We start from the raw sequence: 17,945 nt of genomic DNA on the forward strand, positions 1-17,945 counted from the left end.
TAAGAAGTAAGAAGTAAGAAGTAAGAAGTAAGAAGTAAGAAGTAAGAAGTAAGAAGTAAGAAATTAGATTCAAGGTACAAAAAAGCCCCTAATGATTAGGGGCTTTGAACAAATATCATTGAGTCGCTTTCGAGCTTATAGCTAAGCTATCAAGGTTATTGCTCGGCTATCAAGATTATAATTCGGCTATCAAAGTTATTGCTCAGCTTCTTCAATAAGCTCTTGAACTGGGGATGCCGGTTTGTTTTGAGCAAAACCGCGCAGGCCAACAACATGTACGTGTTCGTGGTCTTTGAAGACCTTACGAACCAGTTTGTAGGTTGTGCCTTTCTCAGGGCTAATGTTCTCTGGTGCTGCAATCAAAAGTTGCATACCTAAACGGTCACACAGTTCGAACAAGGTAGAGATAGATTTCGCATCCAGACGAGCTGCTTCATCAAGGAACAACAAACGACATGGAACGATGTCTTTGCTACGAAGTCGACGAGACTCTTCTTCCCAGCTCTGAACAACCATCAGTAGGATAGACTGACCAGTACCGATCGCTTCACCCGTAGACAGTGCGCCCGATTCCGCTTGTAACCAACCGTCTGAACCACGGTTAACTTCAACACTTAATTCTAGGTAGTTGCGGTAATCCAGTAGCTCTTCACCTAGAACTTGTGGAGAACGTTGACCCATATCGATATGTGGGTTAACACGTTGGAACAACTTCGCCATCGCTTCTGAGAAGGTAAAGCGTGTTGATTCAAACAAGTCTTTGTGTTGCTCTTGCTGAGTCGCTAGCCCTGATAGCAAGATCTCGTGGCTTTCACGAATCTTAACGTTCAGACGTACGCCCTTAACCTGACCAAAGTAGATGTTCGACAGCCCTTGGTTCAGCATTCGAATACGGTTCTGCTCGCGCTGAATCGTTTTCTTGATGATGCTTGCTACCGACTCAGAGCTGATCGCCAAGCGGTTTTCACGCTGCGTCAGTTCTTCTGTTAATCGAGCGAGCTCAACTTCCATCTCTTCGATTGCTTCAACCGGATCATCCGTATGAATGATGTCTTGGCGAATACGCTCGCGAAGGTGTTGATAAACCGCAATGTAGAACAGAACCTTACGCTCTGGATGTGCGTTGTCTTCAGATAGACGCAGCGAATCACGTAGGTCGTCATTGTCAGCTACAGCTAGACGTAAAGCACCCAGTGATTTATCCGACATAGAACGAAGCTCGCCCGCCGTTAGGTAAGCCAGTTCACGCTTATGAAGACGACGTTCAACATCATTTTCACGAGCTAAGCGAAGTACTGAACACCAGCCTGCTTTTGCTGCAACAACGAAAGTACGAAGCTCTGTGTACTCTTTCTGAACTTTCTTAAGACGCTTAGCCAAGGCTTTCATCTCAAGTTCTGTTGACGTAATCGTTCGCTCGTATTCGCTCTTACGGCTGCGAGATGTGTGCAGACGTTCTTGAAGTTCATCACGACGACGTACAGCACGCTCTTCAGCGCCTTCGTCAGCGTTTACGCCGAACTCTTGTAGCTCTTGTTTGAACTCTTGAACCGTCTCTTGCTTCGCTTGATGTGAGCTCTTCAGTGCCGCCAATACTTGGTTGTATTGGTTCATCTGTTCGCGAGCTTGCTTCAAGCCATCGCGGCCTTTGGTTCGAGCTTGTTCAGCTTGAACCAGTTTCGCTTTTAATTGCTCGCTCAGTTCACTGCTCTTGTTAAGCAAATCAACAGAATCTGCGTAAGCAAAGTAGTGACGACGCTCAATCAGATCAGACAGTGCGAACACTTTGCCTTTTAGCGTTTGTAGCGCGTTATCAGATTGACGATATTCGGCTTCCAAAGCTTCGAACTGCTCTGGGTCAGCGTCTAGTGCAGATACGATCTGTTCTAGAGAAGCAAGCGCCTTGCCGTGCGTATTCAAGTAAGACTTAGCTTCACTCAGACGTTCTAGTTGTGCTTCTAATTCAGCTAAGCGCTCAGCCAATGTTTCGTCTTCTAAAATACGAACCATTGGAGCTAATTTATCTAGCGCACCTAGTGCCTGCTTGCTTTGTAGAAGCTGGCTACGTTGCTGCTGCTCTTTAGAGTTAAGCTCAGCCAGAGAACGAACAATTTGATTACGCTTATCACGAATCGCAGCAAGTGCTTGTTCTGGGTCTGCGTTAAACGCAACGTGCAGGTGCTTCGCAACAAAGCTGTTGAATGCTTGATATAGACGATTCAGCTTTTGAGAGTCAAACGCGGCTTTCGCGTGGTTCTCAACAACAACGTCACGCTCTTCGCGCAATTTCTCTAGACGTTGTTCACGAGCCGCACGGCCAAACAGTGGGATCTCAGGGAAACGTGAGTAACGCATTTGGCGATCGTTCAGCTGAACACATACTGCGCCTTCAAGCTCATCGGCATTAAATGAACTGTCATCAAACGCGTCGACATCGCCTTCTAGGATGTAAAGGTCTTCTGGACAATCATCAAGATCCACCAGCTTCTCTTTAATACCATCAAGATCAGAAACCACAATTGCGTGACGAGCTGGGCCGTACATCGCACTGAAGTACGGCGCATCACCAATCGTGATGTCATCGTAGATCTCAGAAAGCAACACGCCACCAAGCGTATCCGCCAGACCTTTCAAACGAGGATCGTTAGAGCCACCTGGCGAAGCTAAACGCTCAATCTCTTGCTCAAGTTCAGCTCGGCGCGTAGCCAACTGATCTTTTGCTACCGCTTGAGATTTCTCATCTTCAAGCACTTGCTGCATTTGAGTCATCACCGCTTGGCTATCTTCTAGCTCAGCGTCGGTTTGATCTCTTAATGCTTCAAGCGCATCGTTTGCCGTGATCCACGCTGGAGCAATGGACTCAAGCTTTTGAATCTCTTGGTCGTGGTTTTGTTGCACACGACGTTGCTCACTCTTCGCTTCACGCAGCTCTTCTTGAGCGTACTCAAGAGACTCGATCTGCATAGCATGACGTTCACGTTCTTCATCGAAAACCGCTTCGTCAGTCAGTGAGATGTTGTGTTGCTTTTGGTATTCAGTCGCTAGCTCTTTTGCTTGACGCTGCTGAGCCACATCACGAGCCATATCGCGGTGCTGAGCACGCCACTGCTGTTCATTTTCAACAACGTGTTTTGCGTTACGGCCTTTTTCTAAAGCTTGCTTAGCGCTTTGAGACGCTTCTTTACGCTCAACGTCACCCACAATACTTTTAACAAGAGCGAGCGCTTTGTCGAACTGCGCAGAAGCAGCAGAAGACATGTCTAGTTTATGTTTAGTAGACAGCAGCGTTTGAGTGCTTGATTCTTCTTGTGCTTTTAGCTCAGAAACCAGAGTTAGTGCGCTTTCTGCCGTAATAGACTCATCACCAAGTAGCTGCTTAGTTTTCTCTAATGCTTGAACCGCTTGCTGGTATTGAAGTGCACGAGTCTGCTGAACATCCAATGCTTGTTGGTAATCAGCAAGCTGAGTTTTCAGGCTATCCACTTCTTCTTCAGTGATGGTTGCCTGCTCTTCAGCAAGAAGTACTCGTTCTTGAGCTTCTTCAACCACCATAATCTGCTCTTCTAGACGCTCATTCAGCTCTTCTAGATCTTCGCTGTAGCGAGCAATTTTTTCTTGCTGACGAAGTGCAGTTTGAACCAACTGAAGATGATCCGATGCCGCTTGGTAATCTTGCTCTAGTGCCGATTCTTGATCGACAAGTAGTTCTAGTTCTTCTTGAACGCGATTCAACAAATTGTTTTGATCAAGCAAGGTTTCACGAGAACCGAACAGTTCACCACGGAACTTCATGGTTTGATCTAACTTGTTACGACGATCGTTTGCATGGCGCATGTAGTCCGCAGCCACGTAGTTCGTAGATTCAGTGATCAAGTGCTTGAACAGGTCACGATCCGACTGAGTCGTCTTGATCGCTTCTAGCGTCATGCGGTTTTCACGTAGTGCTGATTCCATGTCTTGGAATGCTTTCTTCACACCACCGTTTTGCGGTAGAAGGTAATCACGCAGAGAGCGCGTAATTGCACTTGAGATACCACCGTAAAGTGATGCTTCAATTAAGCGGTAGAACTTAGAACGGTCGCTGCTGTTACGCAGTTTCTTCGGTACCACACCGTATTCAAACATCTGTGAGTGGTAATCAACAATCGAAGAGAAGGCTTTAAAATGCGCGCCTTCGTATTGTGCAACCGCCGCTTTCACATCATTCAACTGACATACGCGAGCGTGGCTGTCTGAAACATTCTGAATCAACACATCCGTTGGTTTCACATGGCTTGGAAGGCCTTGGATTACGAACGGTTTGATGTCTACTTTCTTGTCACGACCGGCAACTTGCTGCAGTTTTACTGCAAACAATAGGCGTTGATTACGAGAGTTCACAACATCTAGTGCAGCATAACATGCGCCAGGTTGAAGCTTACCGTAAAGGCCTTTATCACGAGATGACTGTGAGCTACCCGCTTCCGTTGTGTTACGGAAATGCAGAAGGCTTTGGTCTGGGATCAGTGCTGTGATGAATGCCGCCATTGTGGTCGACTTACCTGCACCGTTACCGCCAGAAAGCGTTGTAACCAATCCATCAATATCAAAAGTACGTGCGAAGAAACCGTTCCAGTTGACCATGGTTAATGATTGATACTTACCTCTTTCAATCATGCTTCACCTTCTACTTTTGTTTGTTCGCCATCATTTGACTCAAGGTCAAAGCCGGCTTGATCGTTAAAAATGTCTTGTTGACCGTTTTCGTCTACGTCTGAATCTACTTCTGATACAGTTTCCGCTTGTTCTTCATTTAGCAAGCTGCCTTGGTTTGGCTCTTGGGTATGAACTACAGCTTCACCATCACGGATAAGACGTAATTGCGCTTCTTTCATGTCGTCGCCAACACGAACATCAGCACCAAAGCGGAACACCGCTTCGCTAATACGAAACTTGCCCGTCTCGCCTATCGCAATCAGCATCCCGATACGGCGTAAACGACGTAAAGAAGTGCGCACTTTTTCAAACAGCTTTTCTTTGTCTAGGTCAGAACCAGACGCGCGGTTTGTTGCGAGCTTCATGAGTTTTTTCTCATCTGCTAACGACATCAATTCATCAAACAGTTCTTGATTGGTGAAGATACCTTCATGAGCAAGACGTTCAGGGCTTAGGTATAAGAAACACAACACTTTACCAACCAACATGTCTAGTTCAGACAATACACTACGACCAATCAGAGACGTAGAGCGCGGACGCAGGTAGAAGAAACCTTCTGGCGCTTTCACCAATTCCGTATTGTAGCGTTGGTAGAAATGCTGAAGCTCAACTTCAAAATCAGACAGCAACGCGTGGTTATCTAGGTCTTCTGTTGAAACATGCTTACCTGAACGCAGCATGCTGTCTAGCGCAGGAAACAGTGGGTTCGCTATCGCTTTTACCAGTTTCTCTGGCATGTAATCATCAGTACTTGTTAATGACATTTGCTTGTACCTTTGCACCGAAATCGTTGATTGCCTGCCAATCTGGCTGAATAGCCTGATAGTCAGACTCTGAATAACCTAAGCGCACGGCTCGGTCGACAACAATTCTGGCTAAATCAAAATGGTGTGTGCGAGGGTGTGCTGCGAGGTAATCACGTAGCACAAGGCCAAGATCAATTGGCGCACCTTGCTGTTTGTGAGCTTTTAACATCTCTGCAATTCGGTCTGAAAGCAAATCATTCACTTGCTCAAATTCTTCGTACTCTACGTCGATCGGCGCTTGTCCCATCACTTCGTCATCACGAAGCACAAGCGCTTCATCACGAAGATCAGTCAGTTTATCAGCATCGGCGTAGGTCAATAACCATGGCGCATCAAAGTAGTCGGTAACCGACTGGCGCAAGCGTTGGCTAAAGGCACGGTTTTTATCCATATCAATCGCGGTACGGATAAACTTGTGAACGTGGCGGTCGTAGCCGATCCATAAATCGATGGCTTGTTGGCCCCAACTGGTGATTCGGTCTAGCTTCATCTGCAAGCCGAACAGGGTTTCGCCAACGAACTCGAGTTCATCGTCACCGTAAACAATTTCTTGAATATCGAGGATCTGTGTTTGCAGTTCATCCCCCGCCGCTTGCAAGGTGTCTTGCAATTCTTTTAGTGTGGACGAGGTTTCTGAAAGCAAGGTTTCACAGTTGTTAATCGCCTCTCGCCAATCCTTGTTTAAAAGGTCGGCAATTTGCTGTTTAACGGTTTGCTGCTGCTCATCCATAACACGTTGGTTAAGATCAATCTGATCGAAAATTTCACCAACAGAATACCTGAGCACGCCGTAAACATTCTTTCTCCAATGTCCTGGAGTTCCGCCTTTTTGTGCTGCTTCAATGGCTTTTGCCATCTCGTCCGCAACCATAGAAAGCTGGATAGACAGTTTTAACTTAGAGAACTGACGGTGGCGTAAGTAATAATCTGAAATACCAATCGCCAATGGTGATAAGCGATAAATACTCGCACCATCGGTGATTTCGCTGGTAAAGCGGCTAATCAACTTCTGTTTAACTAACTCGTTGATGGCATTGTTGGCACGAAACGCGGACGCTTCGCCAGTATCTTCAAACAGTCGAGTGACGATGGTAAATGCATCGTGCAGTTCACCCTCGCCCAACTCTTCATCGAACCTTTCATTGCTTAGTACTGCGATAGCAATCAAAAATGCTAAGCGCTCTGGTGGCAAGTTTAATGAAAAATCATGCTGCTTGACCCAGCCCACCAACTCATCAATTGGCTGCTCTTCGGCAGTTTGAGTCATTTCACTCATTGTGGTTCCTGTTACTGTTCTTCGTCATATCGAATGTATTAGATATGACGCCTATTTCTTTATGACGCGGGCTTCTTACGATTGCATAGCGCATGTTGTGGCTTCTTTTACCACATTCACCGCTGTTATTGCGCAGGTTTTTGAGCCCAAACGTGAATATAACGGCCTAGTGACAGATATGGCTCTTGACGACATAGCTGTTTTTCCAGTTCCAATACATCTTCAAATTGGTAATCGCCCATGTACTCCATATTACCTATGTAGTCACTGAAAGAGCGAATGCCTGATTTACCACAGATTTCTAGACCAGCGTCTTCTATCCATTGATAAACCTCTTCCGGCTTCAAGCCTTTTTGTGGTTGCAGCTTAAACCGTTTTCGATGTGGCATCCCATTCAATACATGAGGAATGTTGCCACAAATCACATTTTTCAGGACTAATCCGTGGTGGTTGTAAAACATTATCGAGGCAGAACCACCTGGCTTAACTTGTTCAAGCAATAAATCAAGCGCCTCTTTAGGATCGGCTAACCATTCCATTACGGCATGAAACATCACAAAATCGACTTTCTCATCGAGATGTTCTGCGACTTTTTGTACCGGTGAATGAATAAATCGATATTGCTCTAGCAAACCCGCTTCGCTGATACTTTCTTCGGCGAGCTTCAGCATTTCAGAAGAGAGATCACACAGAGAAACGTTATGCCCAAGCGACGCAATTTTTTGCGACATCTGTGCAAGGCCGCCTCCAGCATCAAGCACATGCAGCGGAGAAGCTGATTGCTCAAACTTGCTCAAAGCTTGTTCTAAATCTTCCCATACGATGATCTGACGGATCTCTCCTTTGTCAGAGCCGTAAATATTTTTTGCAAATTTGTGGGCAATATCGTCGAAATTACGGTCTTCAGTCACGGCTACTTGAGTTATTATGTCCTATCGTGCCTGCTATTCTGTCACAGGAATTTCAGGAATAAAGAGGCGATGTCTCTTTTTACTACTAAGTGATGTTTTTTCGGACTATTCGGATATGTTTGAGCTGAAAAAAGTAGTGTCTTCGCTATTGATGCCACTGCCAGCAATGTTAATTCTCGCTTTTCTGGGTTTAGCCCTAGTGATGTTTACTACCAAAAGGAAGACGGGTTGCTTAATCACCCTTTCAGCCCTATGTGGTATTTTCCTAATCGCTTTCCAACCAGTTTCTAGTCAACTTTTAATGCCAATGGAAAGGCAACACACCGCTTTTTTACCTGTCGATGAAACCGTCGATTACGTAATGGTTCTCGGAAGTGGTCACGTCGTAGACGACCAAATTCCACCGACATCAGAACTTAGCCGCACCGGCCTGATGCGTTTAAGTGAAGGGATTCGTATTCTACGCCTTTACCCTGGTGCAAAACTCATTTTGTCTGGCTATGGCGCAGGCACTGAAGTCAGTAACGCAAGAATGATGGCTAAAGTTGCATTAGCACTTGGCGTAGCAAAGCCCAACATCATTCTGCTTGAAACCGCAAAAGACACCTGGGAAGAAGCTCGCCAAGCCGCTGCGTTCGTTAAGAATAAAAAAATGGTTCTGGTGACTTCAGCGAGCCATATGACTCGTGCACTCAATGAATTCCATGCAGCTGGTATGAAACCACTGCCTGCACCAACCAACTACCTTGCACAAGAAGGCGTTGTTGAGCCTTGGAATAAGTACATGCCAAAAGCTCTCTACCTTGAGCAGACTGAGCGTTACTGGCACGAAACCATGGGATTAGTTTGGCAAGATTTACGTGATTGGCTTGATACAAGCAATGACATTGTTGAAGAGCCGGTGATTCCAGAAGCTTCCAGCTTAGTTGAAGATGACGGTGAAGTTTCTGCGGCTCAGCCTCAGTAAGCCAATTGAATCTTTAAACTCATACTGAGCAGACTGAGTCGGCAAGTATTTTTAGGTTCTCTGTTCGTTAACAATGAAAGCTAAGCAATAAAAAAGCCGAGACATCAATGGTGTCTCGGCTTTTTACGTTTAAATGTCGTTGTTGATTAATCACTTCCGAAGGAAATCAATCACCAGCGAACATGTAACCTTCACCGTGAACCGTCACAAAAATTTGTGGGTTCTTAGGATCAAACTCCATTTTTGCACGCATACGACGAATCAATACGTCGATAGTACGGTCATTAGGCGCGTCCACTCGGTGGCTAATCATATTCAAAATACGTTCGCGGCTTAATACTTGGTTAGGGTAAGAAGACAATGCCACTAGCAGTTCGTATTCTGCTTTGGTCAATTTCACCGGTTCGCCGTTTTTGCTTAACGCACGACGAGGGATATCAAATGTCCACTCACCAAAACGAACCACAGACTCATCTGATATTTCTTCGACTGCGCCCGCTGCTGTTTTACGAGCAGCAGAAATACGCCAAAGTAGGTTTTTAACTCGAACTAATAACTCGCGAAGTTCGAAGGGTTTAGTAACGTAATCGTCAGCGCCCATTTCAAGGCCAACGATTTTGTCGATGCTATCCGTGCGTCCAGTAACTAAAATAATTCCAATGTCTGATTGACTGCGTAATTCGCGAGTTAGCATCAATCCATCTTCGCCTGGTAAGTTGATGTCCAGCATAATGAGGTCAACGTTGTTTTCTTCTAACACGTTTCTCATTTGAGCGCCGCTTTCTGCTTCGCTCACTGTGTAACCCTCATTCTGGAAGTATCCAACCAGTTTACTGCGGGTTACCACATCATCTTCTACGACTAATACGTGATAGCTCATCTACACCACTTTTCTTATTTAATAGTTTCAGTGACTATTCTATTCATAACTAGTAACAATTCTAGTGGTACAGAAGATAAAAGCCAGAAACATGGATTTTTTTTGATACAAGACAATCTTAAACCTTGCTATTTATCGTCCATCGCAATTCAATATAGGCATTACTACTAACGAGTAACTTTGCGTTTCGCAAATAACCTTGTTATTCAGCCTTGGTGTGCTTATGCCCAAGTGACTTCAAGATGCATATAAGCAACATCACAAGACTAAGTCAGGATCTAACAAATGAAAGATACGAAAGCGTTCAACGAGCAAAGAGCAGAAATATACTGGTGGCTATCAAGCTTATTTGCCAAAGAGCTCACTCAAGAAGAACTCGATCACTACCACTCTGTTGAAATTCGTTCTTTCCTAACTGGTTTAGGCGAAAATGAGACACTAAAGCCAGCGATTGATAAGTTAGTGGATGCGCTGAACCGCCTACAAACTCGTGAAGATGCTCAGCTAGAACTGTCTGCAGACTTTTGCGATCTTTTCTTAAAGACAGATAAGCACGGCGCTCTTCCTTACGCTTCAATGTATATCGGCGAAACTGGCCTTTTGAATGATAAGCCAGCAAAAGATATGGAAGAGATCATGGCTAAGCACAACTTAGTTGTGAACCAAGATCTAAAAGAGCCAGCAGACCACATTGCTATCGAACTCGATTTCCTTGGTAACTTGATCATTCGTTCAAACGAAACGAATATTGAAGAAGAACTAGAGAATTCATTTGCCGCTCAACAGCAGTTTATCGAACAACAACTGCTGACTTGGTTACCAAAGTTCAACGTGAAATGTCATGACGTTGATGAATTCGGTTTCTACGCCTCCGTCTCATCGTTGCTACTCGCATTCTGTCAATTAGACACTCAATATTTAGCTGGTGAATAGCTTATTGGATGACTCGTTAAATAAATTCAGAAGAATGTGACAATTCACCCGGATTTCCGGGTGAATTTTATTGCGAGTAATTTCTAGTCAGTCTAAAATTGTGACCGCAAACGATAAAATATGAAACATTCACGAAATGCTATGCTTATTATAGTTTTGAGCATTTCGGTGTTAAGACAAGCCGCTCAATAGCGGTTTTTTGTTTTTTAGCACTTTTAGTACCCAAAGAGCCCTACAAATTTAAGCTCTTAGTTAGGTAGCTTAACGGCTACTTTATTCCGTACTTTGGGAAAGTAGCTTCTAATAGGATAAAACCATGGCCACTATAAAAGATGTCGCTCGCTTAGCCGGCGTATCAACAACAACCGTTTCTCACGTAATCAATAAAACTCGCTTTGTTGCAGAAGCAACGCAAGAAAAAGTAAACAAAGCCGTAGATGAACTGAACTATGCACCAAGTGCTGTTGCTCGTAGCTTGAAGTGTAATACAACACGCACCATCGGCATGCTAGTGACTCAATCAACTAATCTATTCTTCTCTGAAGTTATCGATGGTGTTGAGAGCTACTGCTACCGTCAAGGTTACACTTTGATCCTGTGTAATACGGGCGGTATCTATGAGAAGCAACGTGACTACATTCGAATGCTTGCAGAGAAACGTGTAGATGGCATCTTAGTTATGTGTTCTGACCTAACTGAAGAACTAAGAGAGATGTTAGACCGTCACGCTGACATCCCTAAAGTTATTATGGACTGGGGCCCAGAGAGTTCTCAAGCTGATAAGATCATCGATAACTCTGAAGAAGGTGGCTACCTAGCGACCAAATACCTTATTGAACGCGGTCACTCTAAGATTGCATGTTTAAGTGGCCACTTAGACAAAGCAGCATGTGTTGAACGTATTGCCGGTTACAAGCGCGCACTTAACGAAGCTAAAATTTCTGCCGATGACAATATGATCATCGAAGGCAACTTCGAGTGTGATACGGCTGTTCTTGCTGCAGAACAAATCGTTGAGATGGAAGATCGTCCAACGGCGGTATTCTGCTTTAACGACACAATGGCACTCGGCTTAATGAGCCGACTGCAAGAAAAAGGCATCCGCATTCCTGAAGATATCTCAGTGATCGGTTACGACAACATCGAACTCGCTGAATACTTCTCTCCGCCGTTAACGACAGTTCACCAACCAAAACGTCGTGTTGGTAAGAATGCATTCGAAATTCTATTGGAGCGCATCAAAGACAAAGACCACGAAAAACGCGTCTTCGAAATGCACCCTGAAATTGTTGAACGAAGTACAGTTAAGACGTTAAATTAATTGATAATTCGAGTTTAATTTCATCAAGCGCACCTTTAGGTGCGCTTTTTTTATCAGCAACTATAATGAACCCTTATGCATAAATGAAAGATCATTAATTGAAGCAGTATCACATTTTGAAATATCAAGTGTGAGCTTCATTCAACAAAAACTTTATTCTATTCAATCAGTCACGCACAGGGCAAACCACTCGAAAGAGTGAGACGCAAAGCTTCCGGCCTAAACCACTCGTTGGTATGGTAGCGGGGTTACCGATGGCAAAATGCAGTAACTACTAATAATTTAGTAATTTACAGCTTATTGACAATTTAATTGCAACATTTTGCTAATCTCTCGGACCTGCTTATTTGGTGGCGTAGTTCAAATACACCGAGATAAATAACATGGATAAACCGATACTAAAGGACTCGATGAAGTTATTTGAGTCCCTAGGAAAAATAAAATCACGCTCAATGTTTGGTGGCTTCGGTCTTTTTGCTGATGACACTATGTTTGCTCTGGTTGTAAATGACCAGTTGCACATACGCGCAGACAAAGGCACAACTAAACAATTCGAACAACAAGGGTTTCAACCGTACGTCTACAAAAAACGTGGTTTCCCTGTCGTTACTAAATATTTCGCTTTACCTGAAGGCCTCTGGCAAGACCAAGAGAAAATCTTGCAGCTTGCAACCACGTCTCTAGGTTTTGCTAAAGAAGAAAAAGCTGAGCAGTCTTCTGCTAAGCCGACCCGACTCAAAGATCTGCCTAATCTTCGACTCGCTACCGAGCGTATGTTGAAAAAGGCAGGGATCGATTCTGTAGAACGTTTATATGAATCTGGCTCTGTAAACGCATTTAACGCCATCAAAGAATCGCATGCGTCTTCTGTCAGTATTGAACTACTTTGGGCGCTAGAAGGCGCGATTAATGGTACACATTGGTCTGTTATACCGCAGCAGCGTCGCGAAGAGCTTATCAATCGCGTCAATTAACATTGTCAGTGCAATCTATATACATAACTAAGCCGCATTTACTGCGGCTTTTTTTATATCTGCTGAAAGTTAATCTATGCTTTGCCTGTCTATCTATACTATCGGTATGCATTGAAAATTTAGAGGAAGTATCAATGAGTAAGAAAATGATATTGGGTATTGTGTTGGTCGTAACCATCGTCTTGTTAGGCATCAATTTCGGCCAGTACTTAACGCTTGAAAATGCTAAGGCCCAACAAGCTGTGTTAAATGACTACATTGACAGCAACTTTATTGCGGCTGCCGCTATCTATTTTGTCGCGTATGTAATGATTACAGCTTTCTCCATTCCCGGTGCCGCTGTTGTGACCCTATTAGGGGCCGCGCTATTTGGCTTCTGGAACAGCTTGCTGCTGGTATCTTTCGCAAGTGCGATCGGTGCGACCTTAGCCTTCTTAAGTAGCCGTTACCTGTTGCGTGACTGGATTCAAACCAAGTTTGGTGACAAATTGGCGACGATTAACAAGGGGGTTGAAAAAGACGGCGCATTTTACCTGTTTTCTCTGCGTCTGATTCCTGTATTCCCATTTTTCCTTATCAACCTATTGATGGGTCTAACACCCATGTCAGTGAGTCGTTACTACCTTACGAGTCAAATCGGGATGTTACCGGGGACGGCGGTTTTCTTGAATGCTGGTACTCAGCTCGCAGAAATTGATTCACTTTCGGGCATCGTCTCCCCTTCAGTACTATTGTCATTTGCGTTATTGGGTATATTCCCAATAGTGGCTAAATGGTTGATGGGTAAGTTTCGTTCAGCGCCCGTAGCTGAATAATTTATAATAACTAAATAACACAGATAGCCGAATAAGGTTCTAATTCAATGAAAATCTTCAGTGCATCGAATCCGACAGAAGCTCATATCATCTGTGGGTTGTTAGAAAGCGAGAATATTGCCTGTGAAGTCCGTGGCGAGGGGTTGTTCGGATTGAAAGGGGAAATCCCATTCACTGAAGAAACTGACCCTTACGTATGGTTATATGAGCCAGAATTGGCCAGTAAAGCTCGCATGCTTGTCAATGACTACCAAAAGCAGCAAGATTCGATCATCTATGAAGAGTGGCGTTGTGGTGAGTGTCATGAAGTCAACGAAGCGCAATTCGGCTCTTGCTGGCAGTGCGGTGCTGCCTCACCTGAATAGCAGGGTTTCAGTGACCTGATAGAACGATTCGGTCAGATACCTCCTCCAATTAAAAACGGGAAGCTAAAGTTAGCTTCCCGTTTTTATTTCAATTCGATTAACTCATCATCTTTGATTTCACGCCTAGAAAATCACTGAATTTGTTTTTGAATAAACGCAATCGAACGCTGATTAAACTCTTCAGGGTTTTCCACGTTACACACGTGTCCACAATTCGGAATTTCTACTAGCTCACTCGACTCATGCGCTGCGACCATTTCTTTTACAGGCTTGATGAACATGTAGTCACGTTCTCCCATTAAATAAAGGGTTGGGATCGGCAATTCTCTGTCTTTGAAATACTTCATCAATGGGTTTACATCAGCCGTTAAGATAAACCAACGCTTAAACTCTTTTTGACACAGCTTTTTAGCTTCGCGGATAAAAAGATGACGAGACTCTTTTTGGCTCTTTTGTGGCATCACAACATAAGCAAAAAGGCTGTATAACCACATGTAAGGAATGATGTGCTTGCTGAGGTTACCCAACTTGATTAACACTTGAGAGCGAGTATTTAGCTTGGTGACAGCGCCACCCAGTACCATTGAACGTACACGGCCAGCCGCTAGTTCCGCAACGTTACGCACAATAATCGTGCCCAAAGACATGCCAACGAAATGTGCAGAACGGATTTTAAGATGGTCTAACACTTTAAGAATATCAAGCGTCACCGATTTGAACGTATAGCGATTCGAAATCAGCCCTTTAAGTATATTGTCTGATTTACCGTGCCCTCTCAGATCAATGAGAAGTAAGTTGAAATGCTGTTTATACGCTTTGATCTGCTTGAACCAGATGGAGGAACTGCCTCCTGCGCCATGCACAAATACAACCCACTCATCGCTCGTAGGGTGAGTAAATGTTTTATGAAATAGTAAACTCTCAGACATACCTATCGCTTTAATTATTGGAATGGAGCTATGCCTCATCACGAGGCGATGACTAAGGATATCACGCTATTAAGAACTTTAAGTGATAATAGTGTCAAACCTATCATTAGTCATGTGAATACCTACCTCACCTTTTCTACCTGACTAAAATGAGTTTGCAAGCTTTGTCTTCGTAAACGTGATGTGCTCTGACCAGGAAACAAAAAGGCACTCTACAATTAGAGCGCCTTCATTTATTACGAGCGGTTGTTGCTCGCCAGCTAATTTTAAGACTAAGTCAACAAGTTAAAGTGCTGAATGGTACATATCCAAGTATTCTTTAGCCGCATCTTCCCAACTAAAATCTTGCTGCATAGCATAAAGCTGAGCACGCTTAATTTCAGATGGGTTTTGTGCGTAAAGCAGTAATGAACGATGTAACACAGCCAATAACGCCTGCGGTGTTGGCTCTTCAAAAGCAAACCCAGTCGCGACTTCAGGATCCTCATCGTAATCATTCACACTGTCTTTTAAACCTCCCACAGAACGAACAATCGGCAAAGTACCGTAAGCCATGCTGTAGATTTGGTTTAAGCCACACGGTTCAAATTCCGAAGGCATCAAGAAGAAATCAGAGCCTGCTTCAACCAAGTGCGCAAGTTCATTATTGTACGCTTCCACGAACGAGAACTTATCTGAGTGAAGCGCTGATAGCTCTTTCAATTGACTCGCTAAAACCGGATCGCCAGTACCGACAATCACGATCTGCAGATCATTTTTCAAAAACTGTTCGATGATAGGCAGTAAGTAATGAACACCTTTTTGATTCGTCAAGCGACAAACCATGCCATAAACCGCGCAGTCGGCAACGGGTAAACCTACATCTTGTTGCAGTTTTTGCTTACAAGCTGATTTTCCGCGAGCCATGCTGTGCTTGGTCGCTTTGTATTTACGAGGCAGGAAAGCATCAGTTTCCGGATTCCAAGCCCCGTAATCACACCCATTCAAAATGCCGAACAGATCAGCCGATCTGTGTTGGAATTCTGCAGCCATACCGTGGCTACCTAATTCCGTTTTCAACTCTTCTGCATAGGTAGGACTTACTGCGTTCACTTTATCCGCGCACATCACACCAGCTCTTAGCATAGTGACATGAGTGTCACTCACTGAAGCTTCAGGCGCATGGTAACTGTGCATCTCTGGCAGGAATTGAAGTTCATCGTATGCGAACACACCTTTGAAAACCGCATTGTGGATCGAGATAACACTGCGCGTATTTTCAAAGAAATCGTGTTCTTGATAACGCGATTTAAGCAAGAAAGGAACGAAACCAGTATGCCAGTCATTTGCATGAATGATATCCGGTTGAAAACCAAGCTTAGGAAGCATATCAAGACAGGCTGCACTAAAGAACGAGAAGCGCTCTCCGTTATCAGCATAAGCTTGATTGTTTTCTGCGTACATTTCCGGGCGGTCGAAATACTTGGCACATTCAATACCAAAAACTGGAACGCCTTCTACGCTCAGTTTTTTAACTTGATAAGCCGTATGAGGCCAATGATCGAGTTCAGTCGATAAAATAACTTCTGCTGAATCAATGTTTGGAATGTTTCTATATGCGGGGATAGTCACTCGAACGTCCTGTTCGAGTGTTTGCAACGCTTTCGGCAGTGCCTTGGCTACATCAGCCAAGCCACCACTTTTAATCAAGCCTTCAACTTCAGACGCTACAAAAAGTACCGAGAGAGTCTTAGTAACCAACTCGTGCTCCTTTAGAAATCACTACAACACCATCGTCAGATACGTGGTAATGCTTTTTGTCTTCTGTCAGATTCACACCAATCTGTGTACCCGGTGCGATGTCTGCATCTTTATCAATGATAACGCGGCGCAAGATACAACCCTCACCCACTTTTACATCACCGAGTAAGATACTTTCGCTGATATCACACGCTGATGCGATATTGCTGCGGAAGCCCAATACACTCTTTTCAATACGCGAACCACGTACATAACTACCGCTACACACAAGGCTATCAATGATCTGAATTCGACCATTTGCCGAATCAGTAAACGTAGCTGGTGGTAGTGGCGGGTAATAAGTGTGTAGAGGCCATTTACGGTTGTATAGCGAGAATGGCGCATCTTTCTTAAGAAGGTCCATGTGCGCTTGCCAGTACGCGTCAATCGTACCTACATCGCGCCAGTAAACTTCTTCTTTCTCACCAGTAATACGGTTGGTGCTGAAATCATAAACAAACACATCACCACGTGGGAACATGTTTGGAATAATGTCTTTGCCGAAATCGTGTGTCGAACCTTCTCTATCAGCATCTTCCGTTAGTTCGGCAAAAAGCTCTTTCGCTTCGAACACGTAGTTGCCCATTGAAACGAGCGCTGATTCTGGATCGCCCGGGATCGACTTCGGATTTGCAGGTTTCTCTTCAAAGCCAATCATACGGCCGTCAGCATCAACCTCAATAACACCGAATTCTGATGCTTCAGCTAGCGGCATGCGCAATGCTGATACTGTTAGAGCCGCTTTCTTCTCTTTATGGAAATCAAGCATCTGTTTGATGTCCATCTTATAGATATGGTCTGAACCAAAAATACATACTTGATCAGGTTCTTCCAACTCCATAAAGCCCATGTTTTGGTAGATAGCATCTGCTGTGCCTTCATACCAACGCTTTCCTTTACGCATTTGCGCAGGAATTGGGTCGATAAAACGGTCTGTTATGCCACTGATATTCCAGCCTTTTTTCATATGGTGGAACAGTGACTGTGACTTAAATTGTGTTAATACGTAGATCTTCATTAGATCAGCATTAACGAAGTTGTTCAAAGCGAAATCAATTAAGCGGTAACTACCACCGAAAGGAACCGAGGGTTTGCTGCGAGATTCAGTTAAAGGTCTTAAGCGAGAGCCTTCACCACCAGCAAGAATCATTCCCAATACACCAGCCATTTTATTCTCCATATATCTATAGCTTGTCGATGTTAGTACTCGTAGAGGTATCTTCCTCTGGGGGATGAGCACCAACACTTATTTCGGTATTTAGCGAATATCCATTCACATACAGTGACAATATCC

At 44.2% G+C, this 17,945-nt stretch carries 14 protein-coding genes and 1 riboswitch; of the genes, 6 read left to right on the forward strand and 8 right to left on the reverse strand.

Annotated elements, in window-relative coordinates:
• Nucleotides 1–195 precede the first annotated feature (195 nt).
• From mukB to cmoM, 4 genes are all read right to left on the reverse strand, one after another.
• Nucleotides 196–4,656 carry a chromosome partition protein MukB gene (gene mukB, locus AB6E54_RS07405; protein ID WP_372107053.1) on the reverse strand — a complete coding sequence of 1,487 codons (4,461 nt, stop codon included), beginning with the start codon at nucleotides 4,654–4,656 and terminating at the stop codon, nucleotides 196–198.
• Complete coding sequence (gene mukE, locus AB6E54_RS07410) at nucleotides 4,653–5,459, reverse strand: chromosome partition protein MukE (RefSeq protein WP_016768409.1); 807 nt, start codon at nucleotides 5,457–5,459, stop codon at nucleotides 4,653–4,655. Before mukE ends, mukB begins: the two co-directional genes overlap by 4 nt.
• On the reverse strand, nucleotides 5,440–6,777 hold the full coding sequence (gene mukF, locus AB6E54_RS07415) for a chromosome partition protein MukF (RefSeq protein ID WP_372107055.1): 1,338 nt from the start codon (nucleotides 6,775–6,777) through the stop codon (nucleotides 5,440–5,442). The genes mukE and mukF overlap by 20 nt, the downstream gene beginning before the upstream one ends.
• A gap of 125 nt (nucleotides 6,778–6,902) precedes the next feature.
• A complete protein-coding gene (gene cmoM / locus AB6E54_RS07420; RefSeq protein WP_372107056.1) occupies nucleotides 6,903–7,688 on the reverse strand; it encodes a tRNA uridine 5-oxyacetic acid(34) methyltransferase CmoM in 786 nt (261 codons plus the stop codon).
• A 115-nt stretch (nucleotides 7,689–7,803) separates the two neighbouring features.
• Between cmoM and elyC the strand changes: the two genes are divergently transcribed.
• Nucleotides 7,804–8,655: an envelope biogenesis factor ElyC gene (gene elyC, locus AB6E54_RS07425; RefSeq protein ID WP_372107057.1), complete on the forward strand. Its 852-nt coding sequence runs from the start codon at nucleotides 7,804–7,806 to the stop codon at nucleotides 8,653–8,655.
• 166 nt (nucleotides 8,656–8,821) lie between these two features.
• Here the strand turns inward: elyC and torR are convergent, their stop codons facing one another.
• Entirely contained in the window at nucleotides 8,822–9,535 is a 714-nt protein-coding gene (torR, locus tag AB6E54_RS07430; RefSeq protein ID WP_017062094.1) for a two-component system response regulator TorR, read from the reverse strand.
• A gap of 285 nt (nucleotides 9,536–9,820) precedes the next feature.
• Here torR and torD point away from each other — a divergent pair, with 285 nt between their 5' ends.
• From torD to AB6E54_RS07455, 5 genes are all read left to right on the forward strand, one after another.
• Complete coding sequence (gene torD / locus AB6E54_RS07435; RefSeq protein WP_017062095.1) at nucleotides 9,821–10,468, forward strand: molecular chaperone TorD; 648 nt, start codon at nucleotides 9,821–9,823, stop codon at nucleotides 10,466–10,468.
• 316 nt (nucleotides 10,469–10,784) lie between these two features.
• On the forward strand, nucleotides 10,785–11,789 hold the full coding sequence (gene purR, locus AB6E54_RS07440) for an HTH-type transcriptional repressor PurR (RefSeq protein WP_017063507.1): 1,005 nt from the start codon (nucleotides 10,785–10,787) through the stop codon (nucleotides 11,787–11,789).
• Between the two features lie 170 nt (nucleotides 11,790–11,959).
• Nucleotides 11,960–12,045, forward strand: a riboswitch (cyclic di-GMP riboswitch).
• Nucleotides 12,046–12,172: 127 nt separating this feature from the next.
• On the forward strand, nucleotides 12,173–12,763 hold the full coding sequence (locus AB6E54_RS07445; RefSeq protein WP_019820997.1) for a TfoX/Sxy family DNA transformation protein: 591 nt from the start codon (nucleotides 12,173–12,175) through the stop codon (nucleotides 12,761–12,763).
• Between the two features lie 134 nt (nucleotides 12,764–12,897).
• Nucleotides 12,898–13,578, forward strand: coding sequence for a TVP38/TMEM64 family protein (locus AB6E54_RS07450; protein ID WP_059020315.1), 681 nt, complete (start codon nucleotides 12,898–12,900; stop codon nucleotides 13,576–13,578).
• A gap of 47 nt (nucleotides 13,579–13,625) precedes the next feature.
• Nucleotides 13,626–13,943 (forward strand): DUF2007 domain-containing protein, encoded by a 318-nt coding sequence (locus tag AB6E54_RS07455; RefSeq protein ID WP_017062099.1) that lies wholly within the window; start codon nucleotides 13,626–13,628, stop codon nucleotides 13,941–13,943.
• Between the two features lie 131 nt (nucleotides 13,944–14,074).
• Here AB6E54_RS07455 and AB6E54_RS07460 read toward each other — a convergent pair whose 3' ends face one another.
• From AB6E54_RS07460 to glgC, 3 genes are all read right to left on the reverse strand, one after another.
• On the reverse strand, nucleotides 14,075–14,872 hold the full coding sequence (locus AB6E54_RS07460) for an alpha/beta fold hydrolase (protein WP_017062100.1): 798 nt from the start codon (nucleotides 14,870–14,872) through the stop codon (nucleotides 14,075–14,077).
• A gap of 285 nt (nucleotides 14,873–15,157) precedes the next feature.
• Nucleotides 15,158–16,612, reverse strand: coding sequence for a glycogen synthase GlgA (glgA, locus tag AB6E54_RS07465; RefSeq protein WP_102332491.1), 1,455 nt, complete (start codon nucleotides 16,610–16,612; stop codon nucleotides 15,158–15,160).
• Complete coding sequence (gene glgC, locus AB6E54_RS07470) at nucleotides 16,602–17,831, reverse strand: glucose-1-phosphate adenylyltransferase (RefSeq protein ID WP_080582251.1); 1,230 nt, start codon at nucleotides 17,829–17,831, stop codon at nucleotides 16,602–16,604. Before glgC ends, glgA begins: the two co-directional genes overlap by 11 nt.
• Nucleotides 17,832–17,945: the final 114 nt, after the last annotated feature.

Origin of the sequence: Vibrio sp. 10N.247.311.49, from assembly GCF_041467655.1 — a bacterium.
Lineage (GTDB): Bacteria > Pseudomonadota > Gammaproteobacteria > Enterobacterales > Vibrionaceae > Vibrio > Vibrio crassostreae_C.